The sequence below is a fragment of the Fischerella thermalis PCC 7521 genome, assembly GCF_000317225.1.
In the GTDB taxonomy this organism is placed as follows: domain Bacteria; phylum Cyanobacteriota; class Cyanobacteriia; order Cyanobacteriales; family Nostocaceae; genus Fischerella; species Fischerella thermalis.
Map to the genome: position 1 here is coordinate 22,742 of NZ_AJLL01000011.1, position 22,257 is coordinate 44,998.

The window sequence follows — 22,257 nt, forward strand, 5'->3', positions numbered from 1 at the left end:
GGGAGGTGGGGGGAGTAAAAGAAATGTTTTATCTTTGTACTTCTCATACTTCTCATCCCCTCATACTTCTCATACCCCTCATACTCCTCATACTCCTCATACCCTAATAATGATTACCCACCTTACGGTGATGCACGGCAGTTAAGGCATCTGGCTTACTCACCCTTCCGGCGTCAACTGTACTGTACACAACCCAGTGATCGCCGCAGTCCATCCTACTGGTAACTTCGCACTCCATGTATGCCAATGCGTCGGTGAGGATAGGGGCGCCATTTTGGGCACTTTGGGTTCTAACTCCTTCAAAACGATCTGCACCAGGGGCGAAGCGTTTGAGGAAATGTTTCATTAAGCTTTGGTAATTACCCTCTTCCAGGACGTTCAACACAAATTTATCGCCCACTTGCATGAGTGATTCGATCGCGCGATCTTTTGCCACTGCAATCGATACTCCCAAGGGTTTGAAGCTAGCTTGACTGACCCAAGAGGCAAGCATGGCACTTTTCACATCACCTTTTTGGGCAGTAATGATATACAACCCACCACTAAGTCTACCTAAGGCCTTATCCACGTCAGCATCCAGAGATTTCATCTGTCTGATGCTTTTATCCCGTGTCACCCATTGCCCTAAGTCTGTTCCTGCTTCTTCTAAAAGCTTGTAGGTGTTTTCTGTGGGTGTTTCTCGAATTTGAATCGCTGGAAAGGCTGTTGTTAAACCCAAATCCCGGAATTTATTCATCAGGGGATAAATTGGTTCGTCATCACCACCATTGGATTCAAAAATCCCCACGGCTTGTTTTTCTTTAGCCGAACCTAAAACTGTGCTAAGGGCAGTTTGTGCGGCTGGGTTAGATACTGGTGGTGTGCCGACAACAATCCCTGCACAACGACCAACAATTTCCCGGAGTTCTTGCAAGTCTGCGGTTTTGAGGTCTACCAATTCCACCGCTACGCCTGTTTTGGTAATACCATTGCTAATAGCTTGGGCTAAGCGATCGCTCCAACCATAACCAGGAACGTAAAATACTCCAACTGTAGTTTCTGCCTTGGTTTGAGATTGACTCCAACTGCGATAGCGTCCGGTGAGTTCTTCAACGTTGTGATAAAGTAATGGCCCGTGACCTGTGGCAATCATGCCGATTTTCTCCAGTTCACCCATGCGTTTGAGTGCAGACAGCACCGACCGGGCATTAGGAGCCATTAAGCATTCATAGTAAAATTCAAAATCTGGAGATATGGCTTCTAAATCTTCGTCAAAAGTGTCATCTGAGCAATAATGTAACCCAAAAGCATCACAAGTAAACAGAATTTGGGTTTTATGGTCGTAGGTAAAGATAGTGTCGGGCCAGTGTAAGTTTGGTGCAATGACAAATTCTAGCTCATGCCCGTTACCTAAATCTAAGCGATCGCCATTTTTCACAATTCGCCGCTTGAACGGTTGATGCACCAAGTCTTCCAAAAACTGAATTGCCACCTTGGAACCAACAACGGTAACATCCGGGGCGAGTTGCAGGACATCTTTAACTAAACCACTGTGATCTGGCTCGGTATGACTGATAATTAAATAGTTAATGTCTGCTGGATTAATTTGATTTTTAAGGCTATCTAAATATAACTGGCGAAACTTTTCGTGAGAGGTATCGACTAAAGCAGTCTGCTCACCGCGTATGATAAACGAGTTATAGGTAGTACCGTTTTGTAGACCAAATTCAATATCGAAGCGATCGCGATCCCAGTCCAGAGAACGAATCGTGGTTGTTTGTTCAGCAATATCGACCACCTGTACGGTTAGCCTTTTCTTGGGGTTTTCGGTGAGCGCTACCATAACTGCCCTCCATAGCAAATGAGTATTTTTCCTCTATTGCTATTTTGACACGGAGTTATTGTAAATATTTATTAATTTATTTATAGATTGCTTAAGAAAAACTAAAAGTATAAAAATGTGGTTAGCTCTTATAATTGGTAATTCCCGCTTGCACTGGGGCTTGTTTGATGGCAAAACCCTTTGCCATACCTACGATACAGAACGCCTGTCTAAGTCATTCGTATATTATTTATCTAAGTGTCAAAGACTATCCGAGGTACAGGAAATCCTTTCCTCTAGTCCTCACACTCCACGCCAGTCGCTCTTTGTTGGAAACCAACAAGACCGCGCTGACTCCCCCACTACCCCATCTTTTCCCCTCCTCCTTGCTTCAGTGGTTCCTAGCCAAACAGCCTTATGGTTAACTTACCCCAATGTACGTGTTGTTACCTTAGAAGACATACCTCTCCAAGGTATGTATCCTACTTTAGGAATTGACCGGGCTTTAGCTTTGTGGGGCGCGGGGAAAACTTGGGGTTTTCCCATGTTAGTAATAGATGCGGGTACAGCACTCACCTTTACTGGTGCTGATGCTAACCAAAATCTTTTTGGCGGCGCAATTCTGCCAGGATTGGGTTTACAAATGGCGACTCTTGCCGAAAATACAGGGCAATTACCAAATGTAGAATTACCCCACGATTTACCGCAACGCTTTGCTGTGAATACTCAACAAGCAATCCAAAGTGGGGTGATATATACTTTGTTGGCAGGAATCAAAGACTTTGTGGAAGCATGGTGGCAGTCATTTCCCCAAGGTAAGATTGCCATTACTGGTGGCGATCGCACTTTATTAGCTAAATATCTTCAATCCCTATTTCCTGAGATTGCAAAGCGTTTGATTGTGGAACCGAATTTAATATTTTGGGGAATGGAAAAAACTCAGAACGCTCAATTTTTTCATAATTCATAATTCATTAGTCTTAATAAAATTCCGAATCTCTCCAGCCACAATTGCTGCACACATCTCCGGTAAATTATTTCCTACGTGGGCAATAATTTTTAAGTTGGCTTGTGGAAGCAAAATCGCGTATTTATTACTCTTAGCTAATGCATCAGGTGTATCTTTGCCGCCCTGTAAAATCAAAACAGGAGTTGTTAAAAAATCTAATCTTTCTTGTAGTAATTCGGCACGAAGTTCTGGTAATTGACGTAGGAACAATAAATTACTCGCTGTAGGATATTGCAACATAATTTTTCTTTGTTGCCAATCCTGTTCAATTTGTGTATCTAAACCTAAAATTTTAGTCAATGGACTAAGTATCTTTAATATTTTAAATATCCACAGGGGACGTTTCATCAAACCCTGTATTTTTTTCCAATTTTTGTCTAATTCCTCAGTCTCTAGACCCTCTGGTGCTACTAGTACTAATCCATATACTTGTTCTGGATACTTTAAAGCATAACTTGCAGCAATCCAACCGCCAAGGGAATGCCCCACTAAATACATCCTTTCTAATTTCAAAGCTTGTAAGAACTCAGCCAGAGATTCAACTTGCAAATCTATTGAGTAGTGAATATTTGGATAATCAGATTCACCAAAACCAAATAAATCTGGTGCAAAGCAATGAAAATCTGCTGAAAGCGACTCCATTATAGCTACCCATTCACTGCTATCATTCCAAGCCCCATGCAAGAAAACTACAGGTATTCCATTCCCAATTTCACGCCAGAATAATAACCCTTGAGAAAGCTTTCTCCGAGAGTTACGAAATAAGTTATTCATTTTTAATTTAGTAACTAAGTTATTTTGGTGAATGTTGTTTGTTGTTTGTTGTTTGCAGAAACTACCAACAATCAACTACGAACAATCAACCACTATAAATTATGCCAGTGTTGTCAGACCGTTGAAATAATCTTCTAGTTGGCGATTATGATCATGAGACATACACTCTTGGGGTAAAGAGTTGAGAGGAAAAGCCTGGATTTCCATTACTTCTAATGTGTCTTGAATCTCCATTTTTCCTTGCACATCTGCTTCGACTACAATACATATTGAATGGATTCTTGGATCACGGTCTGGCGCAGAATAAACTCCTACTAAACGCCGAATCCTGACTAACTCCAATCCTGTTTCTTCCATCAGTTCTCGGCGAACTGCATTCGGTATATCTTCTCCCCAGTCAACCATACCCCCTGGTAATGCCCAGCGACCATTATCTCGCCTCCGAATAAGGACTATTTGACCATCGGGTAAAATTGGAATAATACTTGTACCAGGGATCGGATGACGGAAAATAATCCCCAGTACAGTTTGTCCAAACCGCCATAAGCTACGTGTGGACTGGATTGCCACAGTAAAAAAAGCCAAAACGTTCAATCTGCTAATTTCGGTAAATTGTGTGTTGTATTTTGAAATTACCCAATAATCACATTCACTCAACGGAATTGTTGAGTATGTTCTTATACAAGAAAACTTGTAACTTTGGGTTAATGCTAATGATTAGCTTAGAACATAGTAAATTCTAACATCTACTTGGAATAATTATTGTGAATGTCAGTATACATAATTAAAATTTCTGGAGCAAGATATATACTGGTTGAAAACTAAGTTAAATATTTATTTAGTTTAGAGAAAGTATCTCAAAATCTTATATAAAATTCCAATCTTTATTCACTGAAATTTTTTAAATAATTTTCCGATTACATTTATTTTTTTGACTTATATATTCCAATATGACTTTGTATTTTAATTTATAGAAATAATATTTTTCAGTAGAAGCAATAGCTATTTAGATGTTATTAATGCAAATAACAGATGTTCACAAAACAAAGCCAATCATGTTGTTGAGTTAGTTATTTTTGCTTGTATTTAATTTTAAACTCATGTTAATTTGCGTTTCATTGTATCATTTACCCTCATCAATACCTCTAACTAAAGACAGAGTTATCAAATAAAAATCTGAATTTAAGTTGACACAATCACACTAGATACGTTAGTATAGGTTGCTGTTTAACAATCTGGCGCATTAAAACCTGGTAAAGCTAGGCAATAAAAGCGTCTAGATAAAGCGCAAGGCTGATTCAGAATAAGTCTAACTTAAGGTAAGCTCAAACCTTATTAAGAGCAAATAGGGAGAATGAATCACACCACACGCGATGAAGAGGGCAACCTCCGAATGCAGTGGCTCCCAAATTTACGCCTGTGGACAAGAGGATAAAGCAGTCACCCTTGTGGGTTTACCTGTTGTAGGAACTGTTATGTCAGCGCTCTTGGTAGAAGCAGGAAATAAAACCTCCTCGAGTCTGATAATTATAGATTTGAGTGGGTTTTATATAGCGATTTCACAGGTTTAGCCTGTCTTTTAAATAATTCTGCTGCTTTTTGCCGCAGGAATATCAAAGCTAAACTAGGCTCAAACTAAAATTAAAGATAATCCTAGCTAAAATTGCCTAGATATTGCCTAAGTAAGGCTTTTTGTTGTTTATTCATGAGGTGAACATGGCTAAGCGCCGCAATCCGAAAAAAGAAAAGGCGCTACGGAACCAGGCGTATGCCCGAAAGTTTCGTAAACGGACTACTACAGGACGGATGCAGAGAAGGTTCCAACAAAGACCACCAAAGAGTGAAGAAGATGAGGGAGCAGCAGCAATTGATGCTGAATAATCTGGCGTGATTTCGACATAAAGATTTTTTGACCCTTCTCTACTAGGAAAGGGGTTAGATTTAGGTTTCGTCGAACTCACTTTAAATTTGATGTGAGCTGACAATAGATAGGATTTATTGTCAGCTCACATTTTGTTGCTCACTCTTCACTGATTTCTAAGCACTAACAAATAACGCAAATAACGAAAATACCCTAGAGAGATTTGATGTAACATCTCTACAGTAGTGATCGCTTGTTAGCAAAATGAAAATTTGGTAAATCTATTAACAGCGATCGCGCAGGTTTTGAGATAAATCTGCCTTTACCTTCTTTGCGGTAGGTGGTAGATAGCAATTACAGATGGAATTGGCATCCCTGTAGGATTACCCTGATAATTAGGTAATGCTGCTGATTAGTTAGTGCGATCGCAATTAAATGCACCATCAGTAGTTTGTCCAGCAATACCAATTTTGAGGTTTAAACAAATAAAAATTCCGCAAAGCATATATATTTGTGGGCGTTGCTGAATTTGATCATGAATTTTGTTTGTCTACATTTTGTAGACGTAGCAATGCTACGTCTGGTCACACCCGTAAATTGTAAATTCATATTTTGATTCAGCAACGCCTATTTTTGCAAAGTATTGCTAATAACAGCATCTGTTGAGTAAAGACTTTGCACTCCTGTAATCCATCGATAAAAGCTTTGAGGTTCTCTCCGGGATGCTACCCTTAGATGCAAAGCGTCTGCAAAATTCTCGCAAAATCCGAAATTGGAACAGTCTTTGCGCCTGAGTTGTCCTATCTTATAAAGATGGGTAGTAGTGTGGTGAGTGATACTGTGTTTTTGAGCATTGTTATTCCGACATACAATCGCAAGGCGATTTTGGAAAAGTGTCTTAGGGCATTAGAGACACAGCAATTGAATGTATCCAGTTCAATCACGGGTTATGAAATTATCTTAGTAGATGATGGTTCCACTGATGGGACATTGGAATGGTTGGAGACATACAAAACCGAATTCCCCCATGTGCGAACCTTTCAGCAAGACCATCAAGGTCCTGCTGTAGCGCGGAATTTAGGTGTAGAGAAAGCGCAGGGAGACACTATTATCTTTATAGATAGTGATTTAGTGGTGACAGAGAATTTTCTGCAAGCTCATGGGGATGCACTAGTGCAGGGACGGGAAAAATTGGGAAGCGATCGCTTTTTTACCTATGGCGCAGTCATTAACACTTGCAATTTTGATCATCCCACCTCTGAACCATACAAACTCACAGATTTTTCTGCCGCTTTTTTTGCTACAGGTAATGTGGCGATTCCTAAGCATTGGTTAGAGAAAGCGGGATTGTTTGATACTAGTTTTCAACTTTATGGTTGGGAAGATTTAGAACTAGGCGTGAGGCTGAAAAAACTAGGTTTAACACTAATTAAATGTCCACAAGCAGTAGGCTACCATTGGCATCCACCCTTTAGCTTGGATCAAATTAAGAGCTTGATTGATAAAGAAATTCAGCGTGGCAGGATGGGGGTTTTATTTTATCAAAAACACCCAACATGGGAAGTGCGAATGATGATTCAGATGACTTGGTTACATCGCTTATTGTGGGGGATGCTTTCCTTAAATGGTACTTTGAATGAGCGTACAATGGCTCCTTTTTTGCAATGGCTGATTAATAGAGGTAAACCCCAATTGGCTTTAGAAATTGCCCGAATTTTTCTCAATTGGTATAACGTCAAGGGCGTATATGAAGCGTATGCGGAAGTGAGGTGATCAAGAATCGGGGATTAGGGATCGGGATTCCGGAGGGACACGGGGGAACTCGGAGTCCCCTGGAGGAGATTAGGGGGCGAAGGGAGACAAGGGGGACAAGGAAGAATTGTTAACAAGTCTCTTACCAATTACCCATTACCCATTACCCATTACCCATTACCAATTACCCATTACCCATTACCAATTACCCATTACCCATTACCAATTACCCATTACCCATTACCCATTACCCATTACCCATTACAAAATATGCTACCCTAGTATGGTTCTTTAAATTCCGCACATCCAGGCGTTCGGGTGTTTCCCATGAGGAAATACACCTGGGTGGAGGTTTAACCCGAATTGGAGTAAAAATATGCCAGTAGTTTCTTTGGCTCAAATGATGGAGTCAGGAGTTCATTTCGGTCATCAGACCCGCAGATGGAACCCAAAAATGTCTCCATACATTTATACTGCCCGTAACGGAGTACATATCATTGACTTGGTGCAAACAGCCCAGTTAATGGAAGAAGCATATACTTATATGCGATCGCAAGCAGAGCAGGGCAAAAAGTTCCTCTTTGTTGGCACTAAGCGACAAGCAGCAGGTATTATTGCTCAAGAAGCTTCCCGTTGTGGTGCTCACTACATTAACCAGCGCTGGTTGGGCGGAATGCTCACTAACTGGGCGACAATCAAAACGCGGGTAGACCGTCTCAAAGATTTGGAACGTCGGGAAGAAAGCGGCGCTCTTGATTTATTGCCAAAGAAAGAAGCCTCAATGCTACGCCGCGAGTTGGCGAAGCTTCAAAAATATTTGGGTGGCATTAAAACAATGCGGAAAGTCCCCGATGTCGTGGTAATTGTAGACCAACGTCGGGAATACAACGCAGTGCAAGAATGCATTAAACTCGGAATTCCCATTGTGTCTATGTTGGACACAAACTGCGACCCTGATGTAGTGGATATTCCCATCCCAGCCAATGATGACGCTATCCGCTCAATTAAACTAATTGTCGGTAAATTGGCGGACGCAATTTATGAAGGTCGTCATGGTCAGCTGGATGTAGAAGAAGAATACGAAGACTACGAGGGCGCTGAGGAAGAATACGATTACGAAGAAAGCGATTTTGCTGACTCGTTCATTCCCGACGATGAAGAGGAAGAATAAATTAGGTAATAGGTAATGGGTAATGGGTAATGGGTAATTGGAAAGAAAAATACCGATTAGCAATTATCAATTAGCTATTACCAAGCCCTAGTTAAGATAGTAAACACTCAAAACCCAAGAGCAATTAAAATTGTCAGTCTAGGTAGGAATTGAGGCAAAATGGCGGAAATATCTGCAAAACTCGTCCAGGAGCTACGCCAAAAAACTGGCGCAGGCATGATGGACTGCAAAAAAGCGCTAAAAGAAAATGATGGTGATCTAACAAAAGCCGAAGAATGGCTGCGTAAGAAGGGTATTGCCAAAGCCGGAGCCAAAGCTGATCGGGTAGCAGCAGAAGGACTCGTAGGCAGCTACATCCACACTGGTGGTAGAGTCGGTGTACTTGTTGAAGTTAACTGTGAGACTGACTTTGTTGCTCGCCGCGAAGAATTTCAAACCCTGGTGCGGAACATCGCCATGCAAATTGCGGCTTGTCCAAACGTAGAGTATGTGAAAGTGTCAGACATCCCACCTGATATCGTCCAAAAGGAAAAAAATATTGAGATGGGACGCGATGACATTGCTAACAAGCCTGATAACGTTAAAGAAAAAATCGTTCAGGGACGTATTGATAAGCGCCTGAAAGAAATGACTTTGCTTGATCAGCCTTACATCCGTGATCAAAGCATCACAGTAGAAGAACTAGTTAAACAAGCGATCGCCCAACTTGGTGAAAATATCCAAGTACGCCGTTTCGTTCGCTTTGTTCTGGGTGAAGGAATTGAGAAGCAAGAAAGCAACTTTGCAGATGAAGTAGCTGCTCAGATGGGTAATAAGTAATTTTAGTTGTTAGTTGTTGGTTGGTTGTTGTTTGTTAATAGTTTGATAGACTAGTGACCATAACAGCTAACTACCAACGATTAACTATATTTTAGGACAGGTCAATTTACTATATTTGACCTGTTTTTTTGTAATTTACTAACGTGGAAACTTAAAAATGTTTGCTGTCGCTGAACCCAGTCGTTACTTCCATCCCACATTCCGCCACATTCCGCACCCAAAACTAGCACACAGAGAAAGCCCTAAATAAATCAAAAACTTGGTATAAATTGAAACAATTAAGCCGGAAAGTAAAGTTAATATGCACAATTTATAAAAATTAGACAACAGCACAGACTGGGTGGGGTTGCAAAAGTCATCTGCTGCCGCTTATTTTAGTCGTTAATTGTATTGGAACAATCGCTACTTCCATCAACGACTATTAACCAACAACCAACAAAATCAAGCTAAAATTTAGAATCTTTGCACAATTATCCTAGTAGTACGCCAAACAAATAATGAGAGGTCATAGATCCCCGACTTTTTGAATAAGTCGGGGATCTGAATAACTGTAACCTGTCAAAATCAATCGGGTGGACTACTAGAATGTAAGCGTATATTTGTACTATTATGTTTGGTTTGCAATGGGCAATCAGTAGAGAATATGGTGAGACCAATCGAGCGAATTGAGCGGGATCTTGCAGCTTTAGAAGAAGCGATCGCCGCGATCGCGAAAGAACTGCAAACCGCTTATACTAGTTATCTCAACACCTTAGGGCAAGCCGTACAACAACAGTTGATTCTGGCGGCTTATCACTTGTGTACTCAAAGGTATTCCGAAAACTTTCTCAAATTAAGCTTGAGTCAGCGGCAAAATTTGCAGCAGTCACTCCGTAAGCTAGGTAAAAAGTCAGCTGAGCAGTTGCTAGCTCTAATTAATGGAGAAGAAGAAAAGTTACAGCCGCAGGACGTGGAAAGTGAAAAACTCCCAGAATGCAATCAAGATGATCCTGAGATTGTCTTTGCACAAGAAACAACTGAAATGGAAAGTGAAGCACAGGAAGAACAAGAGCAGCCAGAAAAACCAGAAGACACAATTTTCTCCTCTTTACCTCCCGATACCACTTTCCCCTCCTCTGCAAACCCGATAGAACTGGCAAAATGGCAACAATTCTTAGAGAGAGCCACACAACATACCCTCAGAAGAATTTCTCATGAGGCTAATCTCCTCCTACAAAAAGCCAAAATCTTGCCTGAAAAATTGCCAGAACCGATTTTAGAAGCGGTTGGTTCAGAAGCATCTGCGGATATAGTACCAAGTCCACCTAACCTAATGAGCTTGGTGATTGAAATTGAAAATGGGCAAAAATCAGAAGAGTCTGGCTTGACACAGCTTATGGCTATTAACCTGCGTCTTGTAGAAATTGAGTTTGCTGACACCAAACTTTCATCTGAGCGCAAGCAGATTCGCAATATTCTAGTCCAGCTTAATAAACTAGGGTTAGAGTATCAAAAAAAACTGCGGGAACGGTCAGTTGCCCAAGCTGAAGCAGCATGGCGTGCTAGTTGGTATGAAGATTAGTTTTTTGTCATTTGTCCTTTGACCAATAACTCTTCACCTCTTCTCCAATTACCAATGACTATCGAAAAACCAGACTGGATACGATTGCAAAAAGCCCTGGCAATAGAAGAAGAACAGGGTTTTACTGACTTGGTGGGTAGACAATACCGCTTCAGTGAGTTCTTTACCTTAACTTTCGGTAAATTTCCCAATGACTTACCAAGTTATGAGCGCCGCCGCTGGCAACAACTGGCGGCTCAATTTTCCAATTATCCAAATCTGGGACTTGAAGATAGAAAAAATTTAGTATTGGAGACTAGTCAATATCTTTATCAACTGGAACAGCAGGAAGGAGAGGCGGGGACGCGGGAACAAGGGGGACACGGGGGACAGGGAAGAAATATTACTTCTTTGTCTTCTGCTACCAAATCTAAAAAACCCAATCCTAAATCTCAAATTGTTGCAGAGGTAAGTCGTACTCTTGCCCCAAAGCTAGATCAAAAATTAAAGGATTTACCGGAAATTGGCTTACGCAAGGCTGAAAAATTAGCGCGCCTCGGTTTATACACTGTGCGCGATTTGCTTTTTTACTATCCCCGTGATCATATTGATTATGCCCGTCAGGTGAGCATCAGTGAATTAGAGGCGGGTGAGACGGTAACAATAGTGGCGACGGTGAAAAGTTGCAATTGTCGTACCAGCCAAAAGAATCAAAAGTTGACAATTTTAGAACTTTTACTGCGGGATAATACTGGGAAAATCAAAATTAATCGCTTTTTTGCAGGTACGCGCTTTACAAGTCGTGCTTGGCAAGAAAGTTTAAAACGTCGTTATCCAGTTGGTAGTATTGTGGCGGCGTGTGGGTTGGTAAAAGGAAATAAATATGGTCTCACACTAGAAGATCCAGAACTAGAAGTTTTGGCGAACCCTGGTGATACTATTGAATCTTTGACTATTGGGCGAGTAGTACCTGTTTATGCCCTAACTGAGGGTGTGGGTGCGGATTTAGTGCGACAGGCGATGATTGCTGCTTTGCCAACTGCGGCGCACTTAAAAGATCCTCTACCTAGTGGTTTAAGAAGAAAATATGAGTTAATGGAATTGAAAGACGCGATCGCAAATATCCATTACCCTTCAGATAACGACACTTTACAACATGCCCGTCGCCGCCTCGTCTTCGATGAATTTTTCTACCTCCAACTGGGTTTACTGCAACGTCAGCACCAAGCCAAGCAAATTCAAACTAGCGCTGTGCTTGCACCCAGAGGTCAATTATTAGATAAATTTTACGAAATACTGCCTTTTAAGTTGACTAACGCCCAGCAACGTGTGATCAACGATATTCTCAACGACTTGCAAAAACCAGTGCCGATGAATCGTCTGGTACAAGGTGATGTTGGTTCGGGGAAAACAATTGTCGGAGTAGTCGCTATCCTAGCTGCGATTCAATCTGGATATCAAGCAGCACTCATGGCTCCCACAGAAGTACTAGCAGAACAACATTATCGCAAGCTAGTTAGCTGGTTTAATTTACTATATTTACCAGTAGAATTACTGACAGGTTCCACAAAAACTGCAAAACGGCGACAAATTCACGCCCAGTTAGAAACAGGAGAATTGCCTCTGTTGGTGGGAACTCATGCCTTAATTCAGAATCCTGTCAAATTTCATCGCTTGGGTTTAGTAGTCATTGACGAACAGCACCGTTTTGGGGTGGAACAACGAGCAAAATTACAGCAAAAAGGTGAGCAACCCCATGTATTAACTATGACAGCTACACCAATTCCTCGGACACTGGCGCTCACAATTCATGGGGATTTGGATGTGAGCCAAATTGATGAATTGCCCCCAGGGCGGCAAAAAATTCAAACCACAGTATTAACAAGTCAGCAGCGTCCTCAAGCTTACGATTTGATGCGACGGGAAATCGCCCAAGGACGGCAGGTTTACGTAGTTTTACCCTTAGTGGAAGAATCAGAAAAATTGGATTTGCGATCGGCAACAGAGGAGTATCAAAAGTTAAAAGAAAGTGTGTTTCCTGATTTTCAGGTCGGCTTGTTGCATGGTCGCATGAGTTCTGCTGAGAAAGACGAGGCAATTAATAAATTTCGCGACAATGAAACTCAAATCTTGGTTTCTACTACCGTTGTGGAAGTCGGTGTAGACGTACCTAATGCTACAGTTATGCTCATAGAAAATGCGGAACGCTTTGGCTTGTCGCAATTGCACCAGCTACGGGGGCGTGTTGGTCGAGGTGCAGCACAATCCTACTGTTTACTGATGAGTAGTTCCAGAAGTCCTGACGCTCAACAACGACTCAAAGTATTGGAACAGTCTCAAGATGGCTTTTTTATTTCCGAAATGGATATGCGGTTTCGTGGTCCAGGTGAAGTACTGGGAACTCGCCAATCAGGTCTACCAGATTTTACCTTAGCGAGTTTGGTGGAAGACGAAGAAGTATTAACGCTAGCACGGCAAGCTGCGGAAAAAGTCATAGAAATAGATGCAACCTTAGAGCGTTGGTATTTGATGAAAGAAGAATTAAAGTATCGCTATGAACGGTTAATGGGTGGAGCGATTTTGACCTAAGAAGAGATCGGGAACTAAAACTTACCTGCAGGCGTATTCAAAAAAGGGAAGAAAAAATACATTCCATACCTGAATCAAAACCAAAAAATTTTCGTCTATTGAATATAACAACTCCCTAATTTAATTGATATCAGTGTAAATTCTATGTCTATGTCATCACGAATCTTGAAATTACTTGCAGCTAATGGTCTGGGTTTAACTGTATTTGTAGGTAATGCGATCGCCTCCGCACAAGTTGGCGATGTGGTAGTGCCAACACAACCAGTTAACGGTACTTCAACTACAACTAGTTCTTCAAGTACAACAACCAGCACTTCTACTACATACAGTACCAATGCCCGATTTAGCTGTCAAAACTACAACGGACAGTATACAGTAATGTACCAACCAGAAAGCCAACCAGGGCAATTCTTTCCTTGGGCGACTCCCCAAAGATTGGGCGGTGGCTGGGATGAATATAAACGCTGCGTGACCATAGCCCAACGCTTGGAAAGTTACCGCCCAGATGGCTTAACAGAACTCCGTAATGCCACACAGAATGGATACAATGTTCTCTGTGTAACTAGTGAAGCTAACCCAGCTTGCCGAATTGTACTGACAGTACCCCCTGGATACGACCCCTATAACGTACGCAACAGCGTCTTCCAAAACCTGATCTCAGCCGACAACGGTCAGCAAACCATAGCCGTCAATACTTTTAACAGTCGGAATCAGGGTGGTAGCCAAGTCGAACAAATATATAACCAGGCTAGAACTATTTTTGGTGGCGGCAATAACAATACCCATACATCTAAAGGGCCAGTTAATCTCAAACCTTTCTTGGATAAGAACGATGGTGGTACTGGTAGCCAACTTAAAAAAGGTGTAGCAATTAAAACCCAAACTCAAACCCAAACTCAGACTCAGACTCAGTCTGGTACTCGTCTCAATCCTAGAAATTTCAAGTAATATCATGTTCGCTTAAATACTTATACTGTCCCATGGGCTGGTAATAGGTAATGGGTAATCGGTGAGACTACTTGCCGTCTTGGCTTATGCCGAGATGGCAAAGTAGCGAACCCCAAGGGTAATGGGAAAAACCAATGATCAACAGCGAAGCATAGTATTGTAAGCAATTAGCCGAACTTGATATAACTCAAGGAGCAAGAGTTAGTGGTTAGTCGTCCTCCTTGTCCCCCACTCCTCACACCTCCCCAATCCCAAATGAGGGGTCTGACCCTCTAGCGTATCATTAACTCTTTGCTTACAATAATGCTTCCAAATAACCGATAGCACCAGCGCCAGGTTTTGCACCGTATTCACTGGCGCTTTTATTTTAATTCTGCATGACGGCATCCAACAGCTTGTCAGCACCAAAACGAATTGGATCTGTACAAGGTAGTCCGGTTTCTGTTTCTGTTTGGGCGATCGCTGCTTTTGCTTCTGCTTCGCTGAAGTGACGAGTGTTGAGGGCAATTGCTGCTACTGGTACTTTTGGGTAAGCACCACCTGCACTGGCAACTGTTTCATAAAGTTTGACTACATCTATTAAAGGTGGAATTGGTATACCATCAGCAACTTCTGTTTGTCCTGCCCGATGGACTAAAATCATTTGTGTTGGTTGGGAACCACGTATTAGGGGCAATGTTGCTGTGGAACTAGGGTGCAGTAGAGAACCTTGCCCTTCGATGTGCAAAATATCGTAGTTTTTACCATAGCGCATGACCATTTGTTCTACTGCCCCAGCAGCAAAGTCCACGCGTACAGCATCTAGGGGTATACCATCCCCTTCTAACATCAAACCAGTTTGCCCTGTAGGCAGAAACTTAGAACGCCAGCCCCGCAATTTTGATGCCCAGTGTAATTCTAAGCTAGTTGACATTTTGCCAACTGCCATATCAGTTCCCACTGTCAGTACCCGTCGACAGGGAAGGGTACGTGCCATCGCCGTAGCTACACCCAAGTTCGGCGGTTCTTTCCGCACATCCCAAATCATTTGTCCTGGCTTCAGGAGTGCTTTTAAGTCGGGTATGGTTGATAGTGGTGCGTGCAAACCATTTACCAGCGACATTCCCGCAGCTAAGGCATCTTTGATGTCATGCCAGTAATCATCTGGTAAAACGCCGCCTAGAGGTGCAATGCCAATTACTAAGACTTGCGGTTTGTACTCTAGTGCTGCTGAGACTGATGCAACTATGGGTACATGGCGGCGAATACCTGTTAACTCTGGCAAGGATTGCCCTGGACATTCGCGGTCGATCGCTACTACAATCGGGGCTTCACTGTAACGTAAAAGTGATAACCCTGTTTTACCGCGAGTTCCCTTGATTCCCTCATGTAATAAGATAGCTACTCGTTGATTAAGTGGCAGACGCACTGCGTTGTACCCCCAAGCCTGGTAAGTCGTTTGGTATAATTTTTCCTGCTTGTACAAATGCCCCTGTAAAAGGGTCATCAATTAAATTCAGGTGACTATCTAAATCTAAATAGTCAGCAAGTGGCGCTAGTTGTGCGGCTGCTGTGTTGAGAAGCGCACTATCAGAATAGCAGCCAAACATGACTTGCAACCCATTGGCGCGGGCTGTATTTACCATCCGCATCGCCTCGCTTAATCCCCCCGATTTCATCAGCTTGATATTAATTCCATCGACAATATTCGCTAATTGAGGGATATCAGCACTGGTGAAACAACTTTCATCCACAAAGATAGGTAGAGGCGATCGCATCTTAAGTTCGGCTAAACTTTGCTCTTGACCTTGTGCGAGGGGCTGTTCTACATACTTTACACCCAAATCTGCCAACCAATTACACATGTAGATCGCATCTGCTAAATTCCATCCACCATTGGCATCAACATATAATTCCTGTGTTGGTGCTTCTTCTCGTACCGCCATCAACATTTTTTGATCGGCGTCAATACCCTCTGGGCTACCCAACTTGATCTTGAAAACACGGACATCCAGAAATTCTAACCAATCCCTTACCCTAGCTTTTGCCCCTGCGGTTGAATTAATCCCAATAGTTACAGAAGTTGGTGCGATCGCATTTCTATCAAGTCCCCATAGTTGCCACAATGGTAAGCCGATGCGTTTTCCCAACCAGTCATGCATTGCTACATCTAACGCTGCTTTCGCTGCCGAAGGAATTTTGGCTGTTGTTAAAATTTGTTCTACTTGCTGCCTTTGCAATGGGCTATGTGCTTGCAAAGCAGAGGCGACTTTCTGCAAAGCATCTTTAATAATTTCCGTTGATTGTGGATAATTGCCTATACTAAACGGCGACGCCTCTCCCCAACCTTCAATACCATCATCGGAAATCTTCACCCAAACATTAGTTGTCTGTGTTGTTGTCCCACGACTAATAGTCAAGGGAAATCGTTTATTAACCGTAAAGATTTCCACCTCAATTTGCATAATTCAAATTTCAGTTTAATTCTTAGATTTTGGATTGACTCCAAAGATAATTTTTGGGAATTCTACCCTGGGAATAATTATCGGTCAACACTTTGTGTCTTTTCTACTTTTTCACTAGTATTATTTTATAAAAACCTTTGTGTTTTTTGTGTTCTTTGTGGTTCGTTAATGTAAGTATTCCACCCTGTGGCCATCTATCATAACAGAAAATCTAAATATTCATTTACCCAGACTGAATAAACTCTATGGAAAAATTAAAAAAATGGCAATTATTACATTCAAAAATGGTATTAAACCATCCCTGGTGTCAAGTTAGGCAAGATGAAATTCTTCTACCAAATGGCAAAATTATAGATGATTTTTTTGTCCATATTAAACCAGAAGTAGCATTAATTTTACCCATCACTACCAATAAAGAAATTGTCTTTGTCCGCCAATACAGACACGCAATCGAAGAATTTTTTCTAGAACTACCAGCTGGCAGTTTTGACCCCAATCAAGAAAGCGCCGAAATAGCAGCGAAAAGAGAGCTAGAGGAAGAAACTGGCTATACAGCTAAAGAAATAAAAAAAATAGCTACTTTATATGATCGACCCAGCAAAGATACCAATCGATTACATTTATTTTTAGCAGAAAATGTCAGCAAAACGAGTGAACAACAACTGGATATCACAGAAGAAATAGAAGTAATTTTAATTCCTGTAGAATCAGTTTTAACAAAAATAATCCAAGGAGAAATTTGTGTGGCTGGTAGTGTTGCGGCTCTGTTTTTGGGATTAAATTTAATTGAGCAATGTCATAGATATTAGATATTAGATTTTGGATTATTTTTACATACCAATCTAGGGGATTGTACCATTGAGCAATTCTTCAGTCAAAATGATTCTCAGTGATTCACGACGAACAGCGTGAATCCCATCAATCTAAAATTTTGGTGGGAGAATATATATACACTAGTCCTAACAAAAATAATCCAAAACCGATTTGTACAGGTGCAGGAGCCAATATTAACCCCATTGCTAACAGCATTCCTCCACTAAATACAACGGCAATGCGATAGACTTCCTCCCGTATTTTCATTCCAAGAACAGTAGCACTTAAACCAATAACTAATAATAACAAATAGCTTGCCAGCATACTTATCTCCTTTAATACAACGTTGGCTACCCATCGCACCTACACGATAGCAATATTTTAAAGCTTAGAAATATCGAACAATCTCGATATAAGTAAATAAAAAACAAGATACAACAATCTATAAGTTTTTACTTATAGATCAGTGGCAACATGAGTAACAAACATAGAAAAAGCTTCTTCATTACGACGATAGTAAGTACACTGTCCTATACGTGTTGAGACAACTAACCCTGTATCTTCCAGCATAGACAAGTAATGAGATATCGTAGATTGGGCCAAACCAGTTTTCTTCTGAATACTACCGACACAGACTCCAACTGTACGCGGGTTTACATCCTGACAGGGAAAATTGGCCTCAGGTTCTTTTAACCAATGCAAAATTTGTAACCTAGTCTCATTCGCCAGGACTTTAAAAATATCAATATCTTTACTATCCATAATCCAATTATATCGATTTATGTCGATATATCAAGTTTAATAAATTGTTGTGAGTTGATAGTTCGTAGTTGATTGGAACAAACAACTAATTGACGACTTGACCACCATGACTACGAGGATCATCGCTGCTAGCTGGTGGTGCTACTGATGTGGAAACTTTGGAAACTTTGCCACTAGCTTGAGCATACGGCAGGGGTGACCCAACAGCCAAGGCGTCTAGATTACTTGCCATAATAGTACGGGGTTGATCACCAATTGCTTGGGCAATGGGTTCTCCATTTTCACTCAAGAACACAAAATGGGGAATACCATCAACGCGATACTTTAGCATCTCGGGTAGCCATTTGCTATTATCCACATTCAGCATCACAAAATTAACTTTTTCTGCATACTGCTTTTCCAATGCGGCAATATCAGGAGCCATTTTTTGGCAAACAGTACACCAATTAGCATAGAATTCCACTAGCGATGGCTTACCATTGGCTAAAGCTACTTCTAGAGGAGTAGATTCCTCACCCAGCTGAGTGAGAGAAACTGTGTTACCCTGAGATTTCAAACCGAAAACAAGGCTAACACTAAGAGCGATCGCCACTATTGCGACTAAAAAGTTTCTTACACGTGTCCCAGCGTTGAATTCTGATTTAGTTGGAGATTTCCCAGAAGTATCGGTACTCATAACAGAATTTATTAAAACTTATTAAGCATTCTTATTTTCAGTTTACCGCTTTATTTAATTCTGACTTCCAACTTCCAAATTTCCCAATCCCTGTTTGCAAAACCGTGAAAAAACGAGTCACCCTCACTTTTCCTAAACGTGCCATTCAAATGCCAGTCACCTACCGACTAGCAAAAGATTTCAATGTCGCTGCTAATATTATCCGCGCCCAAGTAGCACCGAATCAAATTGGTAAATTGGTAGTAGAACTTTCTGGGGATATAGATCAATTAGATGCTGCTGTCGAGTGGATGCGATCGCAAAATATCAGCGTATCTCACACTTTAGGAGAAATAGTCATAGACGAAGAAATCTGTGTTCACTGCGGGTTATGTACAGGAGTTTGTCCTACCGAAGCCCTAACTCTGAACCCAGAAACCTACAAACTGACATTTACGCGATCGCGCTGCATCGTCTGCGAACAGTGTATACCTACCTGTCCAGTGCAAGCAATTTCCACAAATATTTAGTTTGTTGGTTGTTAATAGTTATTCCCACCACCCCACCACCCCCACTCCTCAACTAACCTAACTTAAACACATCTGCAATCACACTATCATCACTCACCAGCCTATGATTTGCTGGAGAATCATAAACTACTAATAGTGAAGGTATTCCACTGATATCTTCAAACAGCGTTATTCCTTCTGCATGATCATCTCGATTACCAAAGGGAATATCTTGTACATATTCAGGGTAGTGTAGGACATCATCTTGCAAACAGGGGTTAACATGCAAACGATAAACTTGCACTGGGCCATCTAAATCCATCGTTGGGCCTGCTAGGATCAGTAAATCTTCTCCAGCTAGATGTAAATCTCTAATTCCTAAACCATTCAAAAATACAAAATGTTTTTTATAGCATTGACCTGTTTTTACTATTGGTTTTAGTGTTAGTAGTCCTGTTTGCAAAAGTTCTACTTCTATTTCCAAAATTACAGCCCAACCCCGTAATACTGGTCCCCGCAAACCCAAAAAGATTCGATTTTGATGAACTGCTATACCTTCTATATCAAAGCCATTGTCTTTCCCGGGAATTTTGGCTGTGACAAAAAACCCCAGATGAGGATCATCTGCCAAAACTTCCATCAATATATTTGTAGACTCAGTTAATTGCAATTTAGCAGCAGTTAGCTGCATATTTGCATCTTCTGGATGGGGGCAAGATTTGCATAACTCTCCGTTCACAAGGGGAATACGTGCTAGGATATACCGATTTGGTTCCGATGCAACTTTAGCTAATCTCTGAATGTTTTTGATATCTGATTTATCTAGTTTGGGTTTTTTGCGTTTCCAGCTATGGGAACCAATAATCCAGAGATAGCTATCACTATACTCGATACCCTCAATATCAATTTCTTCCTCTTCTGGTGCAGGTAAATCAATAAATTCTGCTACACGAAATTGCTTATGTTCACCAAAATGATTAGCATTGATATAAGAAAGGCGTTCAATAGTTGAAGTTTCATCTGATCCAAACCATAGATGCTTTTCTGGTGTTAGCATTACTGCCGATAGGTCTTCTCGGTGTTCTTTAAAGCCATCAGTAAATGTGAGTAAAACCTTGTTTAGCAATGTTGAGTTTTTCATGTTAAATCTTTTCTAAGTGTTTTCCCTCGTATCATTCTTTGTTTAAGTATTAAATGATACCTGCTATTCATTTCAATTTTATAAATTTATTAAATAATTAGCTAGTTAGTACATTTTTGCGTCAAATCTTAACATTTTTAAACGCAGAAGAACGCATAATTCGCCATGAGTTAATGAAAGTTCGTGCTTAGTTAGAGATTTTTGAAATCACAAATAAAATTCACGTAGCTTTACATTATTTAAGATGAACAATTATATAACAATTGGTTGTGAACATAATATTTTAAGACAGTAATTTTCTATACAATAATTTACAAATCAAATATTGTAAATTTTAACTAATGCTATTATTCAAGAAGTATAGGCAATAGAAATAACTAGATAAGGCGTATCATTTTTTATGTCATTGGCTGTCGAACCGAAAGTGGAAAATTTTGGATATTATGCTTATTCAGCAATTCAAAAACACTTTAAGAAAACCTTAAAATGGGAATCAGAAGTTAAAAAAGATAAAGATCCAGAAGCATTACATCAAATGCGAGTGGGGATGCGTCGCTTACGTACAGCTACTAGTCGGTTTGCGATCGCTGTAAATCTACCAAAGGTTGTAAGTGATAAAAATATCGGAAAAATAGCGCGTCGTCTTGGCAATCTTCGAGACTTAGATGTATTAAAAGAAACACTTGAACATCTTTCTCAACCACAATTACCTAAAAAAGAACGGCAATTTCTACAAACAGCCTTGGATGCTTTGGAGAAACAACGGGAAGAGGCACTTGCAGATGTGCGAGACACCTTCAAAGATGAACATTATAAAGCAATCAAACAAGCATTAAAAAAATGGTTAGATGAACCAAACTATCAACCACTAGCGTCTTTACCAATGCAGCAAGTCTTACCAGACTTACTTTTACCAGAAGTCAGCAATTTTTTACTACACCCAGGTTGGCTAGTCGGGACTGAAATCGAAGAACATCAAATAGTAGTTTTGCACAATTGGGAAGCAAAAAAAATAGAAAAAGAATTAGCAACCAACAGCAAAACTCTTCACAGTCTACGCAAGCAAGCTAAACGCACACGTTACCAAATGGAGTTATTTTCCGATTTATACAGTAAAACTTACACAGCTTATATTGCAGAATTAAAAAGCATCCAAGATATCTTAGGTTCCATACAAGACAGTATAGTATTAGCTGAGTGGTTAGAAAGTATCTTGGAATCAGAAATTCAAACTCAAATCCCCACGATTGCTGCCTTATTAGTAGAAAATCGTTACCAAATGTGGCAACAATGGCAACCATTACAAGAACGATATCTGCAATGTAAAACGAGACAGGATTTACATTTCACAGTACTTCATCCCGCTTAATACCGTTTCACTATAAGTTTGATAAATTTAGCGACTAGGAGACAAGGAAGACAAGGGAGAGAATTTGTATCAATAATTTTGTGAAATGGTAACTCACTGAAATCTTTTACAGATATAAAATACACCCATTTGAATCATTAAAACAACTACAGATAAACAAGAGATGCACACCGATAAATCATCCGTGTGAATCGGTGTGCATCTGTGTTCGATAATATACCCTCCTCTGGGCAAGCAGAGAGAAATTTGAGAGTTATATCATGTCCAGATGAACACTTGTAAAAAAAAACGAAGAACCTC

20 protein-coding genes are annotated in these 22,257 nt (G+C 40.8%); 11 read left to right on the plus strand and 9 right to left on the minus strand.

Going from position 1 to position 22,257, the window contains the following annotated elements; translation table 11 throughout:
• Positions 1-103 precede the first annotated feature (103 nt).
• Positions 104-1,822 (minus strand): diflavin flavoprotein, encoded by a 1,719-nt coding sequence (locus UYK_RS0103230; RefSeq protein WP_016870895.1) that lies wholly within the window; start codon positions 1,820-1,822, stop codon positions 104-106.
• Between the two features lie 115 nt (positions 1,823-1,937).
• On the opposite strand from UYK_RS0103230, the gene UYK_RS0103235 reads away from it, so the two are divergent.
• The gene (locus UYK_RS0103235; protein WP_009457662.1) at positions 1,938-2,771 is read left to right on the plus strand and encodes a pantothenate kinase; all 834 of its coding nucleotides are present in this window, start codon (positions 1,938-1,940) and stop codon (positions 2,769-2,771) included.
• On the opposite strand, the gene UYK_RS0103240 is transcribed toward UYK_RS0103235, so the two are convergent.
• Both UYK_RS0103240 and UYK_RS0103245 read right to left on the minus strand, forming a co-directional pair.
• Positions 2,766-3,584, minus strand: a complete 819-nt coding sequence (locus UYK_RS0103240) for an alpha/beta fold hydrolase (protein ID WP_009457661.1) — start codon at positions 3,582-3,584, stop codon at positions 2,766-2,768. The two genes, UYK_RS0103235 and UYK_RS0103240, sit on opposite strands and share 6 nt — an antisense overlap.
• Before the next feature lie 99 nt (positions 3,585-3,683).
• A complete protein-coding gene (locus UYK_RS0103245) occupies positions 3,684-4,178 on the minus strand; it encodes an NUDIX hydrolase (RefSeq protein ID WP_026086343.1) in 495 nt (164 codons plus the stop codon).
• 1,122 nt (positions 4,179-5,300) lie between these two features.
• Between UYK_RS0103245 and UYK_RS26655 the strand changes: the two genes are divergently transcribed.
• From UYK_RS26655 to UYK_RS0103290, 7 genes are all read left to right on the plus strand, one after another.
• The gene (locus UYK_RS26655) at positions 5,301-5,465 is read left to right on the plus strand and encodes a hypothetical protein (RefSeq protein ID WP_009457656.1); all 165 of its coding nucleotides are present in this window, start codon (positions 5,301-5,303) and stop codon (positions 5,463-5,465) included.
• Positions 5,466-6,258: 793 nt separating this feature from the next.
• On the plus strand, positions 6,259-7,218 hold the full coding sequence (locus UYK_RS0103265; protein ID WP_016870898.1) for a glycosyltransferase family 2 protein: 960 nt from the start codon (positions 6,259-6,261) through the stop codon (positions 7,216-7,218).
• 355 nt (positions 7,219-7,573) lie between these two features.
• The gene (rpsB, locus tag UYK_RS0103270; RefSeq protein WP_009457653.1) at positions 7,574-8,368 is read left to right on the plus strand and encodes a 30S ribosomal protein S2; all 795 of its coding nucleotides are present in this window, start codon (positions 7,574-7,576) and stop codon (positions 8,366-8,368) included.
• 159 nt (positions 8,369-8,527) lie between these two features.
• A complete protein-coding gene (gene tsf / locus UYK_RS0103275) occupies positions 8,528-9,187 on the plus strand; it encodes a translation elongation factor Ts (RefSeq protein WP_009457652.1) in 660 nt (219 codons plus the stop codon).
• 643 nt (positions 9,188-9,830) lie between these two features.
• Positions 9,831-10,748 (plus strand): hypothetical protein, encoded by a 918-nt coding sequence (locus UYK_RS0103280; protein WP_009457650.1) that lies wholly within the window; start codon positions 9,831-9,833, stop codon positions 10,746-10,748.
• A 54-nt stretch (positions 10,749-10,802) separates the two neighbouring features.
• Positions 10,803-13,316: an ATP-dependent DNA helicase RecG gene (recG, locus tag UYK_RS0103285; RefSeq protein ID WP_009457648.1), complete on the plus strand. Its 2,514-nt coding sequence runs from the start codon at positions 10,803-10,805 to the stop codon at positions 13,314-13,316.
• A gap of 150 nt (positions 13,317-13,466) precedes the next feature.
• Positions 13,467-14,264 (plus strand): COP23 domain-containing protein, encoded by a 798-nt coding sequence (locus UYK_RS0103290; RefSeq protein WP_016870899.1) that lies wholly within the window; start codon positions 13,467-13,469, stop codon positions 14,262-14,264.
• A gap of 367 nt (positions 14,265-14,631) precedes the next feature.
• On the opposite strand, the gene UYK_RS0103295 is transcribed toward UYK_RS0103290, so the two are convergent.
• Both UYK_RS0103295 and UYK_RS0103300 read right to left on the minus strand, forming a co-directional pair.
• Complete coding sequence (locus UYK_RS0103295) at positions 14,632-15,672, minus strand: N-acetyltransferase DgcN family protein (protein ID WP_009457645.1); 1,041 nt, start codon at positions 15,670-15,672, stop codon at positions 14,632-14,634.
• Positions 15,656-16,708 (minus strand): dipeptide epimerase, encoded by a 1,053-nt coding sequence (locus UYK_RS0103300; RefSeq protein ID WP_009457644.1) that lies wholly within the window; start codon positions 16,706-16,708, stop codon positions 15,656-15,658. The genes UYK_RS0103295 and UYK_RS0103300 overlap by 17 nt, the downstream gene beginning before the upstream one ends.
• A gap of 245 nt (positions 16,709-16,953) precedes the next feature.
• Here UYK_RS0103300 and UYK_RS0103305 point away from each other — a divergent pair, with 245 nt between their 5' ends.
• Positions 16,954-17,517 carry an NUDIX hydrolase gene (locus UYK_RS0103305; protein WP_009457643.1) on the plus strand — a complete coding sequence of 188 codons (564 nt, stop codon included), beginning with the start codon at positions 16,954-16,956 and terminating at the stop codon, positions 17,515-17,517.
• Between the two features lie 109 nt (positions 17,518-17,626).
• Here UYK_RS0103305 and UYK_RS0103310 read toward each other — a convergent pair whose 3' ends face one another.
• From UYK_RS0103310 to UYK_RS0103320, 3 genes are all read right to left on the minus strand, one after another.
• Positions 17,627-17,845: a hypothetical protein gene (locus UYK_RS0103310; protein WP_009457642.1), complete on the minus strand. Its 219-nt coding sequence runs from the start codon at positions 17,843-17,845 to the stop codon at positions 17,627-17,629.
• A 132-nt stretch (positions 17,846-17,977) separates the two neighbouring features.
• Entirely contained in the window at positions 17,978-18,283 is a 306-nt protein-coding gene (locus UYK_RS0103315; RefSeq protein ID WP_009457641.1) for an ArsR/SmtB family transcription factor, read from the minus strand.
• An 85-nt stretch (positions 18,284-18,368) separates the two neighbouring features.
• Positions 18,369-18,959 (minus strand): thioredoxin family protein, encoded by a 591-nt coding sequence (locus UYK_RS0103320; protein ID WP_009457640.1) that lies wholly within the window; start codon positions 18,957-18,959, stop codon positions 18,369-18,371.
• Between the two features lie 104 nt (positions 18,960-19,063).
• On the opposite strand from UYK_RS0103320, the gene UYK_RS0103325 reads away from it, so the two are divergent.
• A complete protein-coding gene (locus UYK_RS0103325; RefSeq protein WP_009457639.1) occupies positions 19,064-19,468 on the plus strand; it encodes an NIL domain-containing protein in 405 nt (134 codons plus the stop codon).
• Between the two features lie 52 nt (positions 19,469-19,520).
• Here UYK_RS0103325 and UYK_RS0103330 read toward each other — a convergent pair whose 3' ends face one another.
• Complete coding sequence (locus tag UYK_RS0103330; RefSeq protein WP_009457638.1) at positions 19,521-20,588, minus strand: DUF3616 domain-containing protein; 1,068 nt, start codon at positions 20,586-20,588, stop codon at positions 19,521-19,523.
• Positions 20,589-20,988: 400 nt separating this feature from the next.
• On the opposite strand from UYK_RS0103330, the gene UYK_RS0103335 reads away from it, so the two are divergent.
• Positions 20,989-21,957: a CHAD domain-containing protein gene (locus UYK_RS0103335; protein ID WP_016870900.1), complete on the plus strand. Its 969-nt coding sequence runs from the start codon at positions 20,989-20,991 to the stop codon at positions 21,955-21,957.
• Positions 21,958-22,257 lie beyond the last annotated feature (300 nt).

Bases quoted from the DNA above. Each gene is read 5' to 3' on its own strand.
- UYK_RS0103230 (WP_016870895.1), bottom strand. From the start codon at position 1,822: ATGGTAGCGCTCACCGAAAACCCCAAGAAAAGGCTAACCGTACAGGTG.
- UYK_RS0103235 (WP_009457662.1), top strand. From the start codon at position 1,938: ATGTGGTTAGCTCTTATAATTGGTAATTCCCGCTTGCACTGGGGCTTG.
- UYK_RS0103240 (WP_009457661.1), bottom strand. From the start codon at position 3,584: ATGAATAACTTATTTCGTAACTCTCGGAGAAAGCTTTCTCAAGGGTTA.
- UYK_RS26655 (WP_009457656.1), top strand. From the start codon at position 5,301: ATGGCTAAGCGCCGCAATCCGAAAAAAGAAAAGGCGCTACGGAACCAG.
- UYK_RS0103265 (WP_016870898.1), top strand. From the start codon at position 6,259: ATGGGTAGTAGTGTGGTGAGTGATACTGTGTTTTTGAGCATTGTTATT.
- rpsB (WP_009457653.1), top strand. From the start codon at position 7,574: ATGCCAGTAGTTTCTTTGGCTCAAATGATGGAGTCAGGAGTTCATTTC.
- tsf (WP_009457652.1), top strand. From the start codon at position 8,528: ATGGCGGAAATATCTGCAAAACTCGTCCAGGAGCTACGCCAAAAAACT.
- UYK_RS0103280 (WP_009457650.1), top strand. From the start codon at position 9,831: ATGGTGAGACCAATCGAGCGAATTGAGCGGGATCTTGCAGCTTTAGAA.
- recG (WP_009457648.1), top strand. From the start codon at position 10,803: ATGACTATCGAAAAACCAGACTGGATACGATTGCAAAAAGCCCTGGCA.
- UYK_RS0103290 (WP_016870899.1), top strand. From the start codon at position 13,467: ATGTCATCACGAATCTTGAAATTACTTGCAGCTAATGGTCTGGGTTTA.
- UYK_RS0103300 (WP_009457644.1), bottom strand. From the start codon at position 16,708: ATGCAAATTGAGGTGGAAATCTTTACGGTTAATAAACGATTTCCCTTG.
- UYK_RS0103305 (WP_009457643.1), top strand. From the start codon at position 16,954: ATGGAAAAATTAAAAAAATGGCAATTATTACATTCAAAAATGGTATTA.
- UYK_RS0103310 (WP_009457642.1), bottom strand. From the start codon at position 17,845: ATGCTGGCAAGCTATTTGTTATTATTAGTTATTGGTTTAAGTGCTACT.
- UYK_RS0103315 (WP_009457641.1), bottom strand. From the start codon at position 18,283: ATGGATAGTAAAGATATTGATATTTTTAAAGTCCTGGCGAATGAGACT.
- UYK_RS0103320 (WP_009457640.1), bottom strand. From the start codon at position 18,959: ATGAGTACCGATACTTCTGGGAAATCTCCAACTAAATCAGAATTCAAC.
- UYK_RS0103330 (WP_009457638.1), bottom strand. From the start codon at position 20,588: ATGAAAAACTCAACATTGCTAAACAAGGTTTTACTCACATTTACTGAT.
- UYK_RS0103335 (WP_016870900.1), top strand. From the start codon at position 20,989: ATGTCATTGGCTGTCGAACCGAAAGTGGAAAATTTTGGATATTATGCT.